Source organism: Clostridium tagluense (assembly GCF_003865095.1).
GTDB lineage: Bacteria > Bacillota > Clostridia > Clostridiales > Clostridiaceae > Clostridium_AD > Clostridium_AD tagluense.
This window is the reverse complement of record NZ_BHYK01000016.1, coordinates 1-20,629: the sequence shown is the minus strand read 5'-3', so window position 1 is coordinate 20,629 and position 20,629 is coordinate 1. Positions and strand designations below refer to the sequence as shown.

Annotated in this window: 19 protein-coding genes, 3 tRNA genes, 1 rRNA gene and 1 other annotated feature; of the genes, 1 reads left to right on the top strand and 22 read right to left on the bottom strand. The window is 31.4% G+C overall.

Annotated elements, in window-relative coordinates:
* The 12 genes from Ctaglu_RS14280 to Ctaglu_RS14225 all read right to left on the bottom strand — a co-directional run.
* Nucleotides 1–485: GTP-binding protein (locus Ctaglu_RS14280; RefSeq protein ID WP_125003021.1), on the bottom strand; the 485-nt coding region annotated here is incomplete at its 3' end.
* Nucleotides 486–565: 80 nt separating this feature from the next.
* Nucleotides 566–641: transfer RNA gene (locus tag Ctaglu_RS14275), tRNA-Thr, on the bottom strand.
* A gap of 9 nt (nt 642–650) precedes the next feature.
* Nucleotides 651–725: transfer RNA gene (locus Ctaglu_RS14270), tRNA-Gly, on the bottom strand.
* Between the two features lie 70 nt (nt 726–795).
* On the bottom strand, nt 796–1,437 hold the full coding sequence (sigH, locus tag Ctaglu_RS14265) for an RNA polymerase sporulation sigma factor SigH (RefSeq protein ID WP_125002826.1): 642 nt from the start codon (nt 1,435–1,437) through the stop codon (nt 796–798).
* 75 nt (nt 1,438–1,512) lie between these two features.
* Nucleotides 1,513–2,022 carry an NYN domain-containing protein gene (locus Ctaglu_RS14260; RefSeq protein ID WP_125002825.1) on the bottom strand — a complete coding sequence of 170 codons (510 nt, stop codon included), beginning with the start codon at nt 2,020–2,022 and terminating at the stop codon, nt 1,513–1,515.
* A gap of 3 nt (nt 2,023–2,025) precedes the next feature.
* Nucleotides 2,026–2,811, bottom strand: coding sequence for a 23S rRNA (guanosine(2251)-2'-O)-methyltransferase RlmB (gene rlmB, locus Ctaglu_RS14255; RefSeq protein WP_224626749.1), 786 nt, complete (start codon nt 2,809–2,811; stop codon nt 2,026–2,028).
* Nucleotides 2,812–3,193: 382 nt separating this feature from the next.
* Complete coding sequence (thyX, locus tag Ctaglu_RS14250) at nt 3,194–3,997, bottom strand: FAD-dependent thymidylate synthase (RefSeq protein ID WP_125002821.1); 804 nt, start codon at nt 3,995–3,997, stop codon at nt 3,194–3,196.
* A gap of 2 nt (nt 3,998–3,999) precedes the next feature.
* Complete coding sequence (locus Ctaglu_RS14245; RefSeq protein WP_125002819.1) at nt 4,000–4,422, bottom strand: Mini-ribonuclease 3; 423 nt, start codon at nt 4,420–4,422, stop codon at nt 4,000–4,002.
* A 20-nt stretch (nt 4,423–4,442) separates the two neighbouring features.
* Nucleotides 4,443–6,155: a proline--tRNA ligase gene (locus Ctaglu_RS14240; RefSeq protein ID WP_125002817.1), complete on the bottom strand. Its 1,713-nt coding sequence runs from the start codon at nt 6,153–6,155 to the stop codon at nt 4,443–4,445.
* A 116-nt stretch (nt 6,156–6,271) separates the two neighbouring features.
* Nucleotides 6,272–6,446 (bottom strand) — a binding site (T-box leader).
* A 61-nt stretch (nt 6,447–6,507) separates the two neighbouring features.
* Nucleotides 6,508–7,200 carry a 2-C-methyl-D-erythritol 4-phosphate cytidylyltransferase gene (ispD, locus tag Ctaglu_RS14235; RefSeq protein ID WP_125002816.1) on the bottom strand — a complete coding sequence of 231 codons (693 nt, stop codon included), beginning with the start codon at nt 7,198–7,200 and terminating at the stop codon, nt 6,508–6,510.
* Nucleotides 7,201–7,226: 26 nt separating this feature from the next.
* Entirely contained in the window at nt 7,227–8,333 is a 1,107-nt protein-coding gene (locus tag Ctaglu_RS14230) for a PIN/TRAM domain-containing protein (RefSeq protein WP_125002814.1), read from the bottom strand.
* 117 nt (nt 8,334–8,450) lie between these two features.
* Nucleotides 8,451–8,924, bottom strand: coding sequence for a CarD family transcriptional regulator (locus Ctaglu_RS14225; protein ID WP_125002812.1), 474 nt, complete (start codon nt 8,922–8,924; stop codon nt 8,451–8,453).
* 147 nt (nt 8,925–9,071) lie between these two features.
* Here Ctaglu_RS14225 and Ctaglu_RS14220 point away from each other — a divergent pair, with 147 nt between their 5' ends.
* Nucleotides 9,072–9,476 carry a nucleoside triphosphate pyrophosphohydrolase family protein gene (locus Ctaglu_RS14220; RefSeq protein ID WP_125002810.1) on the top strand — a complete coding sequence of 135 codons (405 nt, stop codon included), beginning with the start codon at nt 9,072–9,074 and terminating at the stop codon, nt 9,474–9,476.
* Nucleotides 9,477–9,512: 36 nt separating this feature from the next.
* Here the strand turns inward: Ctaglu_RS14220 and disA are convergent, their stop codons facing one another.
* The 10 genes from disA to rrf form a co-directional block, all read right to left on the bottom strand.
* Nucleotides 9,513–10,577: a DNA integrity scanning diadenylate cyclase DisA gene (gene disA / locus Ctaglu_RS14215; protein WP_125002808.1), complete on the bottom strand. Its 1,065-nt coding sequence runs from the start codon at nt 10,575–10,577 to the stop codon at nt 9,513–9,515.
* A 392-nt stretch (nt 10,578–10,969) separates the two neighbouring features.
* A complete protein-coding gene (locus tag Ctaglu_RS14210) occupies nt 10,970–13,405 on the bottom strand; it encodes an ATP-dependent Clp protease ATP-binding subunit (RefSeq protein WP_125002806.1) in 2,436 nt (811 codons plus the stop codon).
* Nucleotides 13,406–13,529: 124 nt separating this feature from the next.
* Entirely contained in the window at nt 13,530–13,751 is a 222-nt protein-coding gene (locus Ctaglu_RS14205) for a hypothetical protein (protein WP_125002804.1), read from the bottom strand.
* A gap of 269 nt (nt 13,752–14,020) precedes the next feature.
* Complete coding sequence (locus Ctaglu_RS14200) at nt 14,021–15,757, bottom strand: ABC transporter ATP-binding protein (protein WP_125002802.1); 1,737 nt, start codon at nt 15,755–15,757, stop codon at nt 14,021–14,023.
* Nucleotides 15,758–15,875: 118 nt separating this feature from the next.
* The gene (locus Ctaglu_RS14195; protein WP_125002800.1) at nt 15,876–17,117 is read right to left on the bottom strand and encodes an aminopeptidase P family protein; all 1,242 of its coding nucleotides are present in this window, start codon (nt 17,115–17,117) and stop codon (nt 15,876–15,878) included.
* Between the two features lie 284 nt (nt 17,118–17,401).
* Entirely contained in the window at nt 17,402–17,620 is a 219-nt protein-coding gene (locus Ctaglu_RS14190) for a hypothetical protein (RefSeq protein WP_125002798.1), read from the bottom strand.
* The gene (locus tag Ctaglu_RS14185) at nt 17,583–17,819 is read right to left on the bottom strand and encodes a hypothetical protein (protein ID WP_125002796.1); all 237 of its coding nucleotides are present in this window, start codon (nt 17,817–17,819) and stop codon (nt 17,583–17,585) included. The genes Ctaglu_RS14190 and Ctaglu_RS14185 overlap by 38 nt, the downstream gene beginning before the upstream one ends.
* A gap of 201 nt (nt 17,820–18,020) precedes the next feature.
* Nucleotides 18,021–20,099: an elongation factor G gene (gene fusA / locus Ctaglu_RS14180; RefSeq protein WP_125002794.1), complete on the bottom strand. Its 2,079-nt coding sequence runs from the start codon at nt 20,097–20,099 to the stop codon at nt 18,021–18,023.
* 320 nt (nt 20,100–20,419) lie between these two features.
* A tRNA-Asn gene (locus Ctaglu_RS14175) sits at nt 20,420–20,494 on the bottom strand.
* 8 nt (nt 20,495–20,502) lie between these two features.
* Nucleotides 20,503–20,619: ribosomal RNA gene (rrf, locus tag Ctaglu_RS14170) — 5S ribosomal RNA — on the bottom strand.
* Between the last annotated feature and the right edge of the window lie 10 nt (nt 20,620–20,629).

Sequence of the window (20,629 nt, the reverse complement as noted above, 5' to 3'; positions counted from 1 at the left end):
TCATACTCACTTAATAGTTCTCTTACTTCCATTTCAACAAGTTCTAATAATTCTGGATCATCTACCATATCTGCTTTGTTTAAGAATACTACTATATATCCTACTCCAACTCTGCTTGCAAGTAGTATGTGCTCTCTTGTTTGAGGCATTGGACCATCTGCTGCACTAACAACTAGGATTGCTCCGTCCATTTGTGCGGCTCCAGTAATCATGTTCTTTACATAATCTGCATGTCCTGGGCAATCAACGTGTGCATAATGTCTATTTACTGTTTCATACTCAACATGCGCGGTGTTGATTGTAATCCCTCTTTCTCTTTCCTCTGGTGCTTTGTCAATTTGGTCAAACTTAGATGCTTGTGCTAAACCCTTAGTTGCAAGTACCGCCGTTATCGCTGCTGTTAATGTTGTCTTGCCGTGATCTACGTGTCCTATTGTTCCAATGTTTACATGAGGTTTAGTTCTTTCAAATTTTGCTTTTGCCATTTTATATTCCTCCTTATTTAAATAATTACACTTTAGTGCAAGTAAACTTATCCTAGTGTGTTTTAGAACCTTAATAATTATGGAGCCCATAACCGGGATTGAACCGGTGACCTCCACCTTACCAAGGTGACGCTCTGCCGACTGAGCTATATGGGCACTTAATTTTGGAGCGGGAAACGGGTATTGAACCCGCGACACCCAGCTTGGGAAGCTGGTGCTCTACCACTGAGCTACTCCCGCTGACGTACAACTAAAAGCTATACACCAGTTATTAATTTTACTATTGTTTATCTAATTTGTCAATACATTTTTATCTTTTACTTAGACATTTCTCTAATTTTCTTTTTACTCTTTGAAGAGCATTATCAATAGATTTGGCATGCCTGTCTAAATCACAAGCAATCTCTTGATAGGATTTACCATCCAAGTATGACATTAACACTTCCATTTCTAATTCTGAAAGAACTTGCCCAATTTCATTTTGAATGCTTATTACTTCTTCACGGCTTATAACTAGTTCTTCAGGATCAGTAATTTTAGCACCTGATAGCACATCTAATAATGTTCTGTCTGATTCCTCATCATATATTGGTTTGTTTAAAGAGATATATGTATTAAGAGGAATATGTTTTTGTCGAGTGGCTGTCTTTATCGCTGTGATTATTTGTCTTGTAACACAAATTTCTGCAAAAGCTCTAAAAGAAGATAATCTATCCGCCTTAAAATCTCTAATAGCCTTATAGAGACCTATCATTCCTTCTTGGTAAATATCTTCCTTATCGGCACCAATCAAAAAATATGACTTAGCTTTAGCTTTAACAAAATTTTTGTACTTATTAATTAAATATTCTTGCGCTCTAACATTTCTCTTTTGTGCTTCAATAACTACTTCTTCATCCAACCTATCCTCAAAGCATGAAATGTCCACACTTACTCTAACGATCTTCTCCAACAAATATCCCCTCCACACCAAACATGTGTCATATAGATGATTATACCTTAGAAGAATTTCTATAGTCAAGACAATTCAAAGGTTCCTTCGAATTTTCTCAAGTTTCTCCAATGTTTTTTCATCTATTCTCTCTTCTAAGCTATTTCTTTTTTCTAAATATTTTTTTTCTGTCTTAATTTGTATTTTTTTTTCAATACTTATTACTTCATAATAAAATTCAATAGAGGACATTCTGATTGCGCCTCTTTGGAAGGTAACCTGTTGTACTAAAGAATCTGATGTAACAACGCATATTTCCGATTTTCGTCCTATGTTATTTACGGTTCTTTCAATATAATTGTCTGCGGTTTCACCCTCTTTTGTAAAAACCACAAACAAATTTCCTTGTTTTTCTTTTTTTTCAATGCTACCTTTAACCATATGTGCATCAAAAACTATAAACACTTTATAACCTTTAAATTCCGAGTAGTTTTGAAGAGTATCAATAAGTTGAAGGCGGGAAGATTCATAGCTGAACTCTTTAATCTTTTTAAGATTTGGCCAGCTATTAATAACATTATACCCATCAACGAAAAATGTTTTCACGAATTACTTTATTTTTTGTTTCATAATTTCATACATTATTATACCACCCGCAACAGATGCGTTCAAAGAGGTTATTTTCCCAACCATAGGTATTTTTACCAGAACATCGCATTTTTCTTTTGTAAGTTTAGAAATACCTCTACCTTCACTTCCAATAACAAGTGCTACTGCACCAGTTAAATCCGTATTAAAAATATAATTTTCGGCTTCCATATCAGCACCATAAACCCACACTCCACGTTCTTTGATTTCTTCTATGGCTGCATTTATATTAGTTACCTTTGCTATTTTTACATGTTCAATAGCACCGGCTGAGGTTTTATATACTATTGGCGTAGCTCCTACATTTCTCCTCTTTGGTATTATTATACCGTGAGCTCCACATACCTCTGCAGTTCTTATTATAGATCCAAAGTTATGAGGATCTTCAATTTCATCTAGTATAATTATAAAGGGCTTTTCTCCCTTTTCCTCTGCATATTTAAATATGTCATTTAATCCAAAATATTTATAAGGCGTTACTACTGCCATAACTCCTTGATGTGATGAAGTTTGAGACATTTCATCTAGCTTTCTTCTGTCAACTTCTTTGGTAACAATTCCCTTTTCTTTCGCTAATGCTAATACTACACTTATAGACCCTACCAAATCACCTTTGGCAATAAGAATATATTCTATAGTTCTATCTGATTTTAATGCTTCTATAACTGCATTTCTTCCTTCAATTAAATCTTCTCTCAATATTTGGGGTTCAGCTTCACCACTGGCATTATTATTTCTAGGATTTATTTCAGTTCTCTCTTTAGTAAACTTCTTATTTTCTACTACATTCTCATCACTTTGTTTATTTCTTTTATTGTTTACTTTGTTTTTATCTTCTCTGTTACCTACTCCGTCATGACTTTCTTTTGGACTTGCATCGTCACCTCTATATCTTCTTGAAGGTGCTGGTCTTTTTTCATATTTACTACTTGAAAAACTTTTGCCTTCTTTTGAACCTACTTTACCACTTGAAAACCCTTTGTTTTCTTTTGTAGTTGCATCGCCGGTCTTATATCTTTTAGAAGCTGTTCCACTTCTATCTTCTCTACTACTTGAAACCCCTCTACTGCCTTTGTTTTCTTGATATTTCTTATTATCACTCATTTTAAATACCTCTTTCTTTCTTTATCTATTTAATTGCATATTCTTTTCTTATATCCATGACTTTTCCACAAGACATACTGCCTTCAGGACATGGTCCATTAACACAACTCGGTCCCGCATATTTGAACAGTACAGGTGCTACTTTTCTTGCTTGCATAAGCATTATCTTTGCCATTTGGCGTATTTCCCACTGAGCTCTAGTGCAACATCTCTGATTAAAGAAATGAATCAATTCTCTAGCATTCATAGTAACTATTATTTTAGTTGCACAAGCATTTGGAAACACATACCTTGCATCTTCAATAGCTTTTTTTTCTGCTTTTCCCTTAAGAATTATATATTGTTTTTTCTCAATTTCTTCAGGATTAATCAATTTTTTGTGACTTAAATACTCTTTTATAAGATTTTCTAACTCATCCTTGCATAATATCTCCACTAACTGATTATACTCTATTTGAACACGATTCATAGACTCTATAAAAATTTTTTTTGCTCTTTCATTTTTCTCAATGTCTGGCGGAATTATGTATTCGAATTGTTCAAGCTTTACATACCTCTGACTTTGTTGAGAATATGACGCTACCCTATGTCTAACCAATTGGTGTGTCAAGCTTCTAGATATACCTTCAATTGCAAAAGTAAAGCTCACATGTTCTATTGGTGAATGATGTCCATAAGTCATCAACATATTCAAAAGTTTCGCAGTTTTTTCCTCATCTAAATTTTCTAGTATTTCATCCACACCTACAGGGCTATAACAAAGTTTAGCTGCTGCCGCTACAATTTTCTCAGGATTGGGTGTGTGCTCTATTAATTTAACCACAAGCATACTTACTCATCCTCCAAATCAAAATTTATAATTTTCTCGAAAATATAGTTTAATCTTTCATTCTGTTCACTTAAATATAAGAAACCTACTAAAGCTTCAAATCCTGTAGCCCACTTATATTCATTCAAATCTGCATTTTTGGGAGTAGTCCCGCTTTTTGAATTTCTAGCCCTTTTAAATATACTAAGTTCTTCTTCACTTAAATCTTCTATAAGGAATTTCATATACTCACTTTGTGCATGTGCTTTTACATATGCAACTGCCTTAATATGAATTTTATGGGCATTCATATCTCTATTTTTTTCTACGAGATACGCTCTAATAAACACCTCATAAATTGCATCTCCAACTATTGCAAGAACAAGTGGGTTTAATTGTTTAACTCCATCCCTTGTAAATTTTCCTTTAAGCATATTAAATTCCATGGTTATTCTCCTTCTTAAATCTACAATGTTATGTTATTATTTACAAATTCTTGTTTAACTCTATCCATAACTGAATCTATTTCTATTATTTCATTATCTCCAGCATATCGCAATTTAAACTCAACATTACCTTCAGAAATTTTTTTACCTATAGTAATTCTTATTGGAATTCCAATTAAATCCAAATCCTTAAATTTAACTCCAACTCTCTCGTTTCTGTCATCCATAAGAACCTCTACGCCTATTCCTTTAAGTTTGTTATAAATTTCTTCCGCAATTTTCATCTGCTCTTCGTCTTTTATAGATACTGGAACTACTACAACTTGATATGGAGCAACGGACATTGGCCATTTTATACCATTTTCATCGTGATGTTGTTCAATAATAGCTGCCATTGTTCTATTTATACCTATCCCGTACCGTCCCATGACTAAAGGATTATTTTTTCCATCTTGGCCTATAAAAGTTGCACCCATAGATTGTGAATAAACAGTTCCTAATTTAAAGATATGTGCTAATTCTATACCCCTATCAATTGTAATTTGAGATTCACACTTACTGCATTTATCTCCCTCAACTACTTTTTTGTAATCTCCAACCAAGCCTTTAAAGTCTCTACCATAATTAACATTTTCATAATGATATCCTGTATCATTTGCACCAACTATATAATTATACATATTAGCTACCTCGGAGTCTACTAATAGTAAATCCGCTACAATACCAATTGGACCAGCAAACCCGACAATTGCAGATGTTGATGCCATTACAACCCCTTCATCTGCCAATTCAAATTTCTTAGCTCCACCTATTGCATTTATTACTTTATTCTCGTTTAATTGTCTGTCTCCACGTACCATAACAGCAATTACTCTATCATCGGCCTTAAATATTAGAGTTTTAGCAAATTTTTTATTTGTTGTATTAAAAAATTTCTCTAAATCCTCTATAGTTTTTATACCTGGAGTTAATATTTTGTTAAGTTCCTTAAATTCCTCTTTTTTCATTGGCTCCGAAGTACTTGTTGCCTTCTCCATATTAACCGCATAGCCACATGAACTGCAGGTAACTACCTCCTCTTCACCAACTTCAGATTTAACCATAAATTCTAATGAAGATAAATCACCCATCGCTCCGCAGTCAGCCTCTACATCCTTACATTTAAGGCTACATCTTTTAAAAATATTCGTATAAGCATTATACATTTTATTATAAGATATATCTAGTCCCTCATTGCTAGCATCAAAACTACAAGCTTCTCCCATTGTAAATTCTCTTGATGTCATTACCCCAAGTCTTGTTGTTTTCTCATCTCTGTATTTTGTTTGGATTTGATATAAATTCAAAGGTAGTTGTTTATAAGATTTGATTTCATTCCTAGCTATATCTGTAAATGTTTCTTCATGCGTCGGTGCTAAACAAAATTCTCTTTCATTTCTATCTTTTAATCTAAATACCTCTGGCCCAAAAATATTCCACCTGCCAGATTCTATTAATAGTTCTGAGGTCAGTAAGGCTGATGCTAAAAACTCTTGTGCATCTGCTACTTCCATTTCTGATCTAACAATTTTTTCAATTTTTTTTATAACTTTTATTCCAAATGGCATATAATTATAAACACCTGAGGAGACCTTCCTTATCATTCCAGCTCTTAACATTAATTGATGACTCACTATTTCTGCCTCAGCCGGTACTTCTCTTAATGTACTTATTAACATTTTTGATAATTTCATGAATATTCCTCCTTATATATCTTAGGCACACTGAAAAAATAATTGATCAGTAAACTATTATATTTTTTAAGATGCCTTATTTAAAACGATAGCAAAAAATAAAAAACTCGCCCCTGTTTTAGGGCGAGTAAATTCGCGGTACCACCTAAATTTGCACTTATTTTTTTAACGATATATACTACCGGTAGTTTTACTACAGCTCAAAAGTGGGTTCAAAGCCTTTGAAAATCTCTCAACCTAGTATTTTCTCTCTGTAAATTGGCCTTTACTATTCTTCATCATTGCCTAATATTTAATTTTAAAAAATTTTCTTTATAGTTATAAGTAACTATACCTATTAAATCCCATAGTGTCAACTACTCGAACCTTCTAATATTTGTTTTCCCATTTCTAGATCCTCTGGAGTTGTAATCTTTATATTATTGTAGCTACCTTCATAAAGATACACTCTATTACCATACCTTTCAACTACCATGGTATCATCGGTTACCCTGATATCCTCTTCATTAATTTTCATATGACATTTTAATATGAGGTCATATTTAAATGCTTGAGGCGTTTGAACACAAAAAAGCATTTCTCTATCAGGAGTTTCTATAGAAAATCCTGATGCATCCACAATCTTAATAGTATCCTTAGGCTTTACCCCACAGGCAGTTGCTCCATATAAATTAGCATACAGGATCGCATTTTTAATAATAGATTCGTTTATAAATGGCCTTGCCCCATCATGAATAAGCACAATTTCACAATTTCGCAGAGCCTTTAGACCATTTAGCACGGAATCTTGCCTCTGAGCGCCTCCAACGATTACAGCTTTTACTTTAAAAAAATTATATTTATTAATTATTTCTTCTCTGCAATAGTCCATTTCACCTTCTGCCACAACAACTATAATTTCATCTATACAATCGCACTGCGTGAAAGCTTTTAAAGTATAATACAAAATTGGATGCTTATTAATTTTTAAATATTGCTTATTAATACTTTGGCCCATCCGTGTTCCCTTACCCGCTGCCAAAATTATTGCACAGTTTCTACTCATAACCAAACCTCACTTACGTAATATGATTAATTTTTCACTAAAGAATCCTTATTTTTAGCAAAAATCATCCTACCCGCAGCAGTCTGAAGTACTGATGTTACAATAACAACTATATTTTCACCAATATAACGCCTTCCGCCTTCAACGACAATCATTGTGCCATCATCTAAATAAGCTATTCCTTGGCCTGATTCTTTTCCATCTTTCATCACTTGAATTTTCATTTCTTCTCCTGGCAAAACCACTGGTTTTACTGCATTTGCCAGTTCGTTAATGTTCAAAACTGGAACCCCTTGGAATTCAGCTACCTTGTTAAGATTAAAATCATTGGTGATTACTTTGCCATTCAAAACCTGAGCTAATTTTAGAAGTTTACTATCCACTTCTGCAATATCCGGAAAATCTTTCTCCCAAATTTCAACTTCAATATTTAATTCTTTTTGAATTTTATTTAATATATCCAGACCTCTTCTTCCTCTATTTCGCTTAAGCCCATCAGAAGAATCAGCAATATGCCTAAGTTCCTCTAATACAAAAGTAGGTATTATTAATGGTCCTTCAACAAAACCAGTTTGACATATATCAAATATTCTACCATCAATTATTACGGATGTATCTAAAACTTTCGGATTTTCATTAGTAAACCCCTTGGCCTTTTTATCTTTGAATCCATCTTTCCTTTTAATGCTTGTAAAAAAAGATAAGATTTCATCCCTTTTTCTAGCGCAAATATCTGCTCCCAAAGCTGCCATTATAACTGTAAAAATAACAGCAAAAATATTCCATATAAGAGATTGATATTTAAATAATCCTGCAAATAAAGATGCAATTACAAGACCTATTATTGCCCCAGATGTACCAAAAATAATTTGAGATGTTGGCATCTTTTGTGTACTTTTCTCAACATAATCCATAAACTTCATTATAAAAGATACGATTATAGGAGATATTAAAAATAATATAATCCCGAAAATCAAAGTAGAAAAAATGACAAAAATTATTCCTTGAATAGTATCACTTTTAAAATTATTAAATCCCGCTAAATAATCTGTGCTTAGAAGCATTTCACCTACTAAGTAGCCTATAATTAAACCTATGATTGTAAAAAGTCCTCTTAAAATTTTTTTTAACAAAAAATTTCACCTCCTTCTAAATTATTAACACTTATTCCAATTTATATCCTGTTATTATCTAATATATACTATAAGTTTCTGTATTTCAATGAAATGTACCATACAATTAACAATTTGTTAAACTAAATTCCTTATTTTAGATAATGCTTGTTCCATATTAAGTTCAAGCACTAGCATTATTTCACTAGCTACCATACCTTCAACTCTTTCTAAGATTTTTGTTTCTCCTGGTGGAAGCATATTTTCCCTCTTTAAATAATATAAGTCTCTAATTACTTGACACATCTTTAGAGTATTTCCACTTTGGATTTTTTTCTTGTTAGTTCTATATCTATTGTTCCAATTACTCTCTATATAATCTGGATAGCTTAATATTGTGAATAATGTTGTTTCTAGTTCCATTTTACTTAAAATATTTCTTATTTTATAATTTTTAATTTTATCTATAGGAATCATAAAATTCATATTATCTAATAAAAGATAAATGTTTACATATTTATCTTTTATAAAATATAATTCACTGCTAACTATATCCTGTATATAACCAGCACCATAATCTGCTATAAATACTCTTTCACCAATATTTAACATAATATCTCCCCCTATTAATAAAACTGCTATTGGTTTATTATATATTCATAAGCTGAAATTTGTACTTAATTTATTGACAAAAACATAATACAAAACCTATAATTAAACTAGTATAGTTATTTAAATCTTTGTAAGGAGTTGAACACAATGAAAGATTGTATATTTGATAATTTTCAAAATTCTGTGGATGAATCGCTATTAAGGCATAGAAGTATTTTAGATATAATTACTAAACTTCAAGAGTCAGAGGCAAGAGTTAATAGAGCTGTTATAAAATCTATTACCAATTGTGGTTGTATTAAAGTTGAAGCAAAAAAGCAGTCTACTCCTGATAATATAGATGATTTGGATTTGGATACCCTTAGTGCTTCACTTGATACTCATATGCAAGGTAATCTTTGTGAAAGCTGTAGAGATGTCTTAGAGAGAGAACTGGGAAATAATCTTTTTTATACTACCTCACTCTGTAACCTTTTGGACCTGAATTTATATGACATTCTTTTAAAAGAGTATGATAAGATTAACACCTTAGGTAAATATAATATGAGATAGGAATATAGCACAAAATAAGTTAAAACTTATTTTGTGCTATATTTGTTTATCTAACATAAATTGCTCTTTTAATCTTCTTAATCCATTTTTAATAGCTTTAGCTCTTGCTTCACCAATACCTTCTACGCTATCAAGTTGTTCATAAGAAGCTTCCATTGTACCTTTTAATTCTCTAAAATGCTTAACTAAATTTTCTATTACATTTGCAGGTATTCTAGGTATCTTATTTAGCATCCTATATCCTCTTGGAGAAATTAGAGTGTCCACTAGTGGAACGCCTATATATCCAATTATTTTAGATATAAAATCTAAATCTAATAGTTCCTCAGAACTCATATTTTCTATTTGTCTATACATTTGCGTATAATCCATACCACTTTGACAATAATCTCTTATTAATAGTATTCCGTCCTCTTCAACGCTTCTAATAAGTTCATTTAATTGCATTGAAATTAACCTACCTTCATTTCCTAGTTCACAAATGTATCTTTCAATTTCACCAACTATTCTCATAACCATTTCGGTCCTTTGTATTGATGATATAACATCAAAGAGAGTAGCTAAATCTTGAAATTCTAAAAGATTTAGATTGCTTACTACTCGCTCAAGAACTGAAACATATTTTTCTAAAGTCTGAATAGCTTGACTTGCCTTTGCTAATATAACGCTACTATCTCTTAAAACATATTTTATATCCTCTTTGTAAACTGTTATAATAGTTCTTCTTTGTGATATCGCAACAACAACCGACCCCGTTTGCTTAGCTATTCTCTGAGCAGTTCTATGCCTTGTTCCAGTTTCAAAAGTGGGTATAGTAGGACTAGGCATAAGTTGAGTATTTGCATATACTATTTTTTTCAAGTCACTGCTTATTACAATAGCCCCATCCATTTTTGCTAGTTCATATATGTACGCTGGACTATATTCTGCATTTATGCCAAAACCGCCATCTACGATATCTAATATTTCCTTGCTATCCCCTAAGACAATAAGTCCACCAGTTTTAGCTCTTAAAATATTTTCAAGCCCTTCTCTAAGAGAAGTCCCAGGTGCCATTAATTTTAATATATTCATAAGTTCCTTACTTTTCTCTTCTCTCATATTTTTCTCCCTACTTAGTAATTATTTCCATTAAATCATCACCTATGGTGATGCAATATTAATATTCTTATTAATAATTTTCTTTTGATTTCGCTCTGTATAATAATATTTTCTAACTTAGGATACACTACCAGGTCTCAGCATTCTAGCTTAATTATTTATTTTCGCCTAATATCTTTATTTTAAACAGTTATGTCATATAAAAATCACTTATATAATTATTTATTTCTAATAAACCACATGAAAATAAATATGGTGTGAAAATCCTACATTAAACTAACTCTTGTAATTTTATACAAATTAAAAAACCACTCAAGAGTGGTTTTTTTAAAACTATACTTTTTAAGTATATACTTTTTACTATATATAAACAACATCAAATAATCAAAGTCTTATAAAGTTTTAAAAATTAGCTCACTATTTTTAATAAAAACACTTACATTATCGCCTTTATTAATATTCCCCTTAAGTATTTCTTCAGAAATCATATCTTCCACCGTCTTTGTAATTTCTCGTCTAAGTGGTCTAGCCCCATAAATACTATTAAGTCCAGCAAGAGCTAGCTGTTTTTTAGCTTCCTCATCAAAACTAATATTAATTTGTAAATCTTTAAGACGCTCCTTCACTACCTCAAGCATTAATTCTACTATTTTATATAAATCATCCTTTTCTAGCGAATGAAATACGATAATATCATCTAATCTATTTAGAAATTCAGGTTTAAAGGAATGTTTTAACTCTTCCATTATATTTTCTTTCATTTTTTCGTATTCTGAATTTATATTATTTTCTTTTATATCGAAACCTAGAGACTTCTGTTTTTTCAGAGTGGATGCTCCAACATTTGATGTCATTATAATTATTGTATTTTTAAAATCCACTGTTTTTCCTTTCCCATCTGTTAACCTTCCATCTTCTAATATTTGTAATAAAATATTAGTTACATCCGCATGGGCTTTTTCAATTTCATCGAAAAGTATAACGCAGTAAGGGTTTCTTCTCACCTTTTCAGTTAATTGCCCACCATCTTCAAACCCCACGTATCCTGGAGGTGATCCAACAAGCCTTGAAACTGTATGCTTATCCATATATTCTGACATATCTATTCTTATCATGTTATTTTCATTACCAAACATAGACTCAGCTAGTGCTTTTGATAACTCTGTTTTGCCCACACCAGTGGGTCCTAAAAATATAAAAGAACCTATAGGTCTCTTAGGGTCCTTTAATCCTACCCTCGCTCGTCTAACAGCTTTTGAAATAGCTTTAACGGCCTCACATTGTCCTATTACTCTTCTTTGAAGTACCTCTTCTAACTTTAGTAGCCTCTCTGATTCCTTTTGTGTCAATTTTTCTATAGGGATATTAGTCCATTTTGATACTACATTTGCAATTTCAAATTCTGAAACTATTAATTGATCTCCTTTATTTTGAGTTTTCCAATTGTTTTTTGAATTATCTAATTTGTCCTTTAATTGTTTTTCTGTATCTCTTAGTTTAGCTGCTTTTTCATAGTCCTGTACTAATATAGCATCGGATTTTTCTTTAGAAATTTTGTCTATTTCATCTTTCAAATCTTTCAAATTCGGTGGGGCAGTTAAATTTTGAATTCTTACCTTTGCACCAGCTTCATCAATAAGATCTATTGCTTTATCAGGTAAATATCTATCAGATATATATCTGTCAGATAGGCTAACAGCTGCATTAATTGCGCTATCTGTAATCTTAACTCTATGATGGGCTTCATACTTATCTCGAAGCCCCTTTAATATATTAACAGCTTCTTCTTTACTTGGCTCTCCTACAGTTATAGGTTGGAACCTTCTCTCTAATGCTGAATCTTTTTCAATGTACCTTCTGTATTCATCTATAGTTGTTGCACCTATGCATTGAATTTCTCCACGAGCAAGGGCAGGTTTTAATATATTTGAAGCATCAATAGCCCCTTCTGCTCCTCCCGCTCCAATAATAGTATGAATCTCATCTATAAATATAATAATATTTCCTGATTGTAATATCTCTTGCATAACTTTTTTAAGCCTTTCTTCAAATTCTCCTCTATATTTAGAACCTGCAACCATTAAGGATATATCCAAAGTTATCACTCTTTTATCTTTCAATATTTCTGGAATACTGCCTGTTGCTATTCTTTGTGCAAGACCCTCTGCTATTGCTGTTTTACCTACACCGGCCTCTCCTATAAGGCAGGGATTATTTTTCATTCTTCTACACAAAATTTCGAGTAGCCTTTGAGTTTCATTATCTCTCCCTATAACAGGGTCAAGTTTACCTTCTCTCGCCATTTCAGTTAAGTCTTTACCAAAATGATCTAAGGTTTCTGTACCATGTTTTTGTTTTTCTTTTGATAAATTTGCCTTTGGGGTATCTTCAGAACACCAATTTTTTAATATAACATCCCTTAGTTTGTTAAAATCTGCTCCTAAATTAGCTAAAATTGTATATGCAACACCTTCTGCTTCTCTAATTAGTGCGAGCAAAATATGTTCTGGGCTAATATAATTATGATTTAAATTTCTGGCTTCTATAAGACTTAGTTCTAATAATCGTTTGGTCCTTGGAGTCAGAGGTATCTCACTTCTACGCATTTCTACATCGCCTTCACCTTCATACTCCATTACTAATTTTTTTACCCCTTCTGAAAAAATCTTCATATCATTCAATGATTTTTTACATAGCCCATCTTGTTCCTTTAGTAGACCTAAAAGTATATGCTCTGTACCTACATATCCATGCTTTAATCCCTCAGCCTCTTCTTGAGCGTAGACCAAAACTTTTTGTGCTCTTTCTGTAAACTTATTAAACATCATATCTAAACACCTCACTTGCAATGAATTTACTTATACTTTTAATTATGCCCACTTTTATTTCCTTCTTGCATATTGTAATAGAATATTAATTTCCTATTAAATCATCACCTTTTAAGCTTCAATACTAAAGAATTCGCCTATTTATATATTTTCTATCTTTGTACAACATGGAAATTCCTTTTTTATAATCAAAAAAATTAATAATTATACATTTATCATCATAACTTCTAACATTAATACTTTCACTCTCCTTTAAAACCACATCTATTTCTGCATTATCCTTAAAATATGTGAAAGTTTTGATGTCATCTAATAGTTCGCTTATGTTATTCTTATTTTTAATCATTTTGCTCCCCCTTTTACAACTTTTGTTTTAAAAAATTTATTGTTATCTATCTATAAATAAAATCAATTAATTGTTTACATATATTTACTATTCTCTAAAACAATTTTTTCCCCTTGTTCTACCAGTAATTTTCGTAATGATTTTTTTTACATTTTTATACAAATTATTGTTACTTATTTAAATTTTTTACAAAATAAAAAGCTTACCTCCTAAAAATAAGAAGATAAGCTTTTACTAAAATAAATCTCACATCACCATAAAATCTATATTTATATTACTTCGTCTGGAATGTATCCCTTAAATTGAGCATTATACAATTTTGAATATATTCCGGAAACGGCTATTAATTCATCATGGGTACCTTTTTCCTGTATGCCTTGATCTGTAATTACTACTATTTCATCTGCATTTTTTACAGTAGAAAGCCTATGCGCTACTACAAGTGTTGTCCTACCTTTAGATAACTTTTCTAATGATTTTTGAATTATTATCTCTGTAGCATTATCTAATGCTGATGTAGCCTCATCTAAAATTAATATAGGAGGGTTTTTTAGGAACACTCTAGCTATTGACATCCTCTGTTTTTGACCACCAGATAGTTTAACTCCTCTTTCACCTACATTTGTGTCATACCCATCACATAGTGATATTATAAAGTCGTGTATATTTGCATTTTTAGCAGCTTCTATTATCTCCTCATCTGTTGCATCGGCCCTTCCATATAATATATTTTCCTTTATAGTTCCTGTAAACAAAAACACCTCTTGTTGAACAATTCCAATATTTTGTCTTAAGGATTTCAGTGTAACATCTTTTATACTATTCCCATCAATTAAAATGTCACCTCCGTCTAATTCATAAAATCTTGGAATTAAGTGACATAAGGTAGTTTTTCCTCCACCTGATGGCCCAACAATAGCTAAAGTTTTTCCTTCCTCTATATGCAAACTCATATTAGATAAAATAGAGGTTTTATCATTATAGCTAAAAGTTATATCCTTTAATTCTATATCTCCCAATACATTTTCAAAAACTATGGCATTGTCCTTGTCCACTATTTCAGGTTCCATACTCATTAACTCTAAAAACCTTTCAAACCCAGCCATACCTGATTGATATTGCTCTACAAAAGAGGTAAGTCTTCGAATTGGTTGCATAAAAAATTGTATATACAATAAATATGCTACCAAATCAGGTATGTTTATCCATTTTTTATATACAAAATACCCTCCGAATCCTATAATAATAACATTTAAGATGTCCACAAAAAATTTTATACCAACAGAAAAGTTAGCCATATATTTATATGCATATTGCCTAGACTGCTTAAACTTCTCATTTCCTTCATCAAACTTCTCCATTTCATACTCTTCATTAGTGAAGGATTTAGCAACTCTTATGCCTGATATACTATTCTCTAGGCTTGAATTTACATTTGCAACTTCTTTTCTAACAGCTCTAAATGCATCTGCCATTTTAATTCTTCTGCTCATAGCAAACCATATCATTAGGGGCACCGTAGCAAACACTATTAATGTTAGCTCCACATTAATAGTACATAGGGCGATAAAAGATCCTATAAGCATGACTAGAGAAATAAATAAATCCTCAGGACCATGGTGCGCAAGCTCTGATATTTCCATTAAGTCATTAATTATTTTAGACATAATATGTCCAGTTTTATTATCATCAAAATATTTGAAGGGCAAGGTTTGAAGATGAGAAAATATATCTTTTCTCATCTCATATTGCATTCTCACACCCACAACATGACCCCAGTATTCTATTATATAGTTAAATACTAATTTAAATAAATATAAAATTGCGAGTACTGCAGTAAACATAAATACTCGATTTATATTGTTCTGTGGTAAGGCTTCATTTAAAATATTTCTAGTTACCATAGGAAATACAAGATCCAATGATGCTACTAAAAAAGCACAAACCATGTCCAATATGAATAATTTTTTATGAGGGCTGTAATAAGAAATAAATTTTTTAATCATGATATCTTCCTCCTTCTATCTTCTTTAAAATCCAGCATATAATAGTTTCTTTCTATAAAAAATAAGTAGTAATTTAAACTTACTACTTATTCACAAACGGATAAATATTTATAAAAATCTACAATGCCATAAATTCTTCAATTTCCTCTACAGTTTTAATTATCTGTTTTGAAAGATTTTCACATCCATCTTCTGTAATCAATAAATCATCTTCTATTCTAATTCCAATATTCTCTTCTTCAATATAAAGTCCTGGCTCATTAGTAAGCACCATTCCTGGTTTTAGTTCTATATCACGATTTCCTACATCATGAGTGTCCATCCCCAAATAATGGCTTACACCATGAAAATAATACTTAGGTAATTCGCTAGCTTCTTTAATAAGACCAAGCTCTATACATCCAGTGGCAAGTACATTTTTAGCAGTTTCATTTAAAACTGAGAACAATATACCTGGCCTTGCAATAGCTGTTACTGCTTCATTGGCTCTTAGCACTACATTATAAATCTGCTTTTGTCTCCCAGTAAATTTCCCATTGACAGGAAATGTACGACTTATATCTGCATTGTAATATTTGTATTGAGCACCTAAATCAAATAATACTAATTTGCCTTCCTCAAGTTCACTATTATTCTTATCATAATGAAGTATAGTTGCATTTACACCACAAGCTGCAATCGTGTGGAACGCGTAATCTGTTATACCCTTGCTTTTTAATGTAAAATCAAAATAGGCCTCTAATTGATATTCTGTCATGCCTACTTTAGCATTTTGCATTAGTGCTTTTATACCTCTATCTGTAATATCTATAGCTTCCCTTATTAGGTCAATTTCCTCTTTTGATTTTATAAGTCTAAGATTTGCTATTTCATGGTATATGTTTTTTATTCTTAAATATGGATATCGTTCCAATGCAACCTTAGCAAAATTTTGTGAAGGCATCATCGCTAACTGAAACTGTTGTCTTTCAAGGTCCAAATATAAATTATCTATTTTAGCTCTATCCATAATGCTTCCAAAAACCTCTTCAAATTCTTCTAGAAGCAAAATACTTTCTATTCCTGAAATTTCCTTTGCCTGAACTTCCGGCATTTTCTCTCCTACCCACCTAGCCATAACAGGGTCATTTTTTTCTATAAACAGCGTTTCGTCAACTTTACCGTTTCTTTTCACTAACATTAAAATCATCTTTTCTCTATCTATACCTGTTAGATAGTAAAAATTCCTATTTGGAGTGAATGCATATTTTTCATCTCCTGATTTATATGGTGACTCACCTGCAAACATCAAGGTTATAGAATTTTCTTCTAATTTATCCCATATATTTTTTCTGTTTTTAGTAAATACTACCTTTTTCATTCGGATCCCCCCTAATTAATTTTGCTTATAAAACATAAATAAAGTGCATTTCGCTCTCATTTCTTCCTATTTATAACATAACACTCAGCTTAAAAAAATTCAATATTTTTTTTGTATCGCTGCGAAAAAACTATATTGGTTATTGAGAATCAGCCCTATAATTTTGTATAAAATAAATAACAAACTTAAGAAAGTTCCTTTCTTAAATTTGTTATTTCAAAATATTTAAAACTAATTATGATGAGTTAATAAATCATTATCTAAAATGCTATTATATTAACTAATTATTTGGATAAGTTTTCATTGCTATTAGCTCGTAACCGATATTCTAAATCTACAGATGGTACTATTGATTTTGAAATAATTGATGAATCTGCATAAGTATTAATTTCTAAAGTATGTAGTGTTGCTTTATAGGGGGAATCTGACCCATATGCCTGCTCTATTAACCTAGTATCTATAATATCATTTTTCCTTTTGCGATGTAATATAATACTCCCCATTTTGAGTACCTCCTTGTGCTACAATAGTAAAATAATTGTTTTCCAACATTTTACATAATATTTTCATTTCTTCAGGACTTGTCATTTTTGAAGTAATTGTGAACTTATCATTTTGTTCAATTATCCCCATATAATCATGAATGCTGCTATAATCACTTAAGTTAATATCAGAAACAAGGTCTAATCTATATTCAGACATTCAATTCTCCCCTCTTTAACATATTTAATATTAGGGTTTGTAATTTTAGGTAAAATATACGTATTTAATATAATATTTTTTTATTTGTTTAATACCTTAAAAATTAGTATTTAAATCAAAAAAATAAAACCGTATATAACTACGGTTTTATAATATTACTCGTAAAAACAGTATCCCTTGAGTATAACTAACAATTAACTTCTATTCCAGGTTGTTATTAGCTTCAATTATTTTATCAATTCCTTCTGAAGGCACTTCTTCATATCTTTCAAATTTTACTCTGAAATTTGCCCTAGCACCAGTCATTGATCTTAAATCTGTTGCATAATTAAATAGCTCTGATTGTGGTACTTCTCCTATGACTTTCTGTCCTCTCTCAACTGATTCCATTCCTAGTATTCTACCCCTTTTTTTATTTATATCTGTAATAATATCACCCATATAATCCTCTGGACAAGTTACTTCCACGTGCATAATTGGCTCTAATAAAACAGGATGTGCTTCTTGAAGACCTTTCTTGTAAGCTAAGGAAGCCGCCATTTTAAATGCCATTTCAGAAGAATCTACAGCATGATATGAACCATCATGTAGCGTTGTTTTAAGCCTTATAACTGGAAAACCAGCAAGTACTCCATGCTGAATGCATTCTTTTAAACCTTTCTCAACAGCAGGTATATATTGCCTTGGAACTGTTCCACCTACTACTGCATCAACAAATTCTAATTCATCTGCTCCGTCTATTCTAGGTTCAAATTTAATTTTTACATCACCATATTGACCATGTCCTCCCGATTGTTTTTTATGTTTACCTTGAACATCAGAAGCTTTTCTAATTGTTTCCCTATAAGCAATCCTTGGAATTTCTAATGATACATCAACTCCAAATTTATTTTTCAATTTACTAACTATTACTTGCAGATGAGTTGAACCTAGCCCTGAAATTATAGTTTGTGAATTTTCTGCACTCCTGGCTATTGAAAATGTAGGATCTTCTTCTAATAACTTTGTTAATCCATTGGATATTTTATCTTCATCACCTTTAGATTTAGTTACAATAGCCCTTGAAAATACTGGTTGCGGAAAATCCATAGTGTCAAACATCAATAGTCTCCCACTATCACAAAGTGTATCTCCTGTAGTAGTATATTGAAGTTTTGAAACAGCCCCTATATCCCCTGCCTCAATTTCATGAGTTTGAAATTGCTGTTTACCTTTTAAGAAATACATATTACCCATTTTTTCTTCTTTTTCTTTATTGCTATTATATACCATTGTATCACTCTTAGCTTTCCCAGTAATTACACGGAACATAGATAATTTACCTACAAATGGATCTGCGATGGTTTTAAATACTAATGCAGAAAATGGATCAGTATCATTAATTTTAACTTGCATATATTTATTGTTTTTTATATCTTTTGCACTGTAAAGAGTTGTATCAATTGGTGAAGGAAAACATTCAATCATATCTTCTAGCAAGGTATTAATTCCTATCCCCAGTAATGCAGATCCGCACATTATAGGTGCAATTTCTCCCTTAGAAGCTCCTTTTATAAGACCCTGGTATATTTCTTCTTCACTTATAGAACCCTCATTAAAGTATTTATCTAATAAAACTTCATCAGTCTCGGCTACAGCTTCCATAACCATTTGTTTACACTCATCTACTTTATCAATTAATTCTTCTGGAATATCGCTATCTTCCATATTGCGTGTTTTAGGGTTAAATATTCTCGCTCTTCTAGATATGACATTTATTACGCCTTTAAAATTTTCTTCACTACCTATAGGATATTGAATTGGCACTGAAGATATCCCAAATTTTTCTTTTATCTCCTTCAAAACTACTTCAAAATTACTATTTTCTCTATCTAGCTTGTTAATAAAAAATGCTCTAGGTAACTTGTGCTCACTTATATATTCCCAAGCTTTTTCGGTTCCAACCTCTATACCTGATACACCGCAGATAGTTATCATTGCCATATCTACAGCTCTTAAACCCTCAATCATTTCACCTATATAATCAAAATATCCAGGCATATCTACTAAATTTATTTTCACATCTTCCCATTCACTTAAAGCTACTGATGTAGAAATAGATGTTTTTCTCTTCTTTTCTTCACTATCATAATCACTAACTGTAGTACCGTCATCAACTTTTCCAAATCTATCTATAGCTTTGGTGTAATATAGTATTGATTCCATTATTGTAGTTTTTCCCGATCCACTATGTCCAACAATTCCTACATTTCTTAGATTATTGCTTTTATATTCTTTCATATACAATACCTCCTAGCTTTTCATTAGATATATATTCATATATTCTACCTTTAAATAAAAAACCCTTTCCAAATAACTAAATTTTCTAAATAGTCTAAAAATTCTTCTTGCAATATGTTGTATTTATTATCCCTTAAAAAAACATAAAAGTATCAATAATATAAAATTATTGATACTTAAGTATATATTTATATTAAATAAAAGTTATTACTAAAAATATCTATTTACTATAAAAATTTATATAATATTTGTTATAACAGATTAATTTTGGGCAAATAAAAAAAAGCTATTAATTAGCTTTTATATACTTTAAATAAAAATGGCTCCGCGAAAAGGATTTGAACCTTCAACCTATCGGTTAACAGCCGAGTGCTCCACCGTTGAGCTATCGCGGAATATTTTAACCTGGCGACGACCTACTCTCCCACAAAGTTACCCCTGCAGTACCATTGGCGCATTGAAGCTTAACCGACCTGTTCGGTATGGGAAGGGGTGTTACCTTCATGCCATAATCACCAGATTGAGAAAAT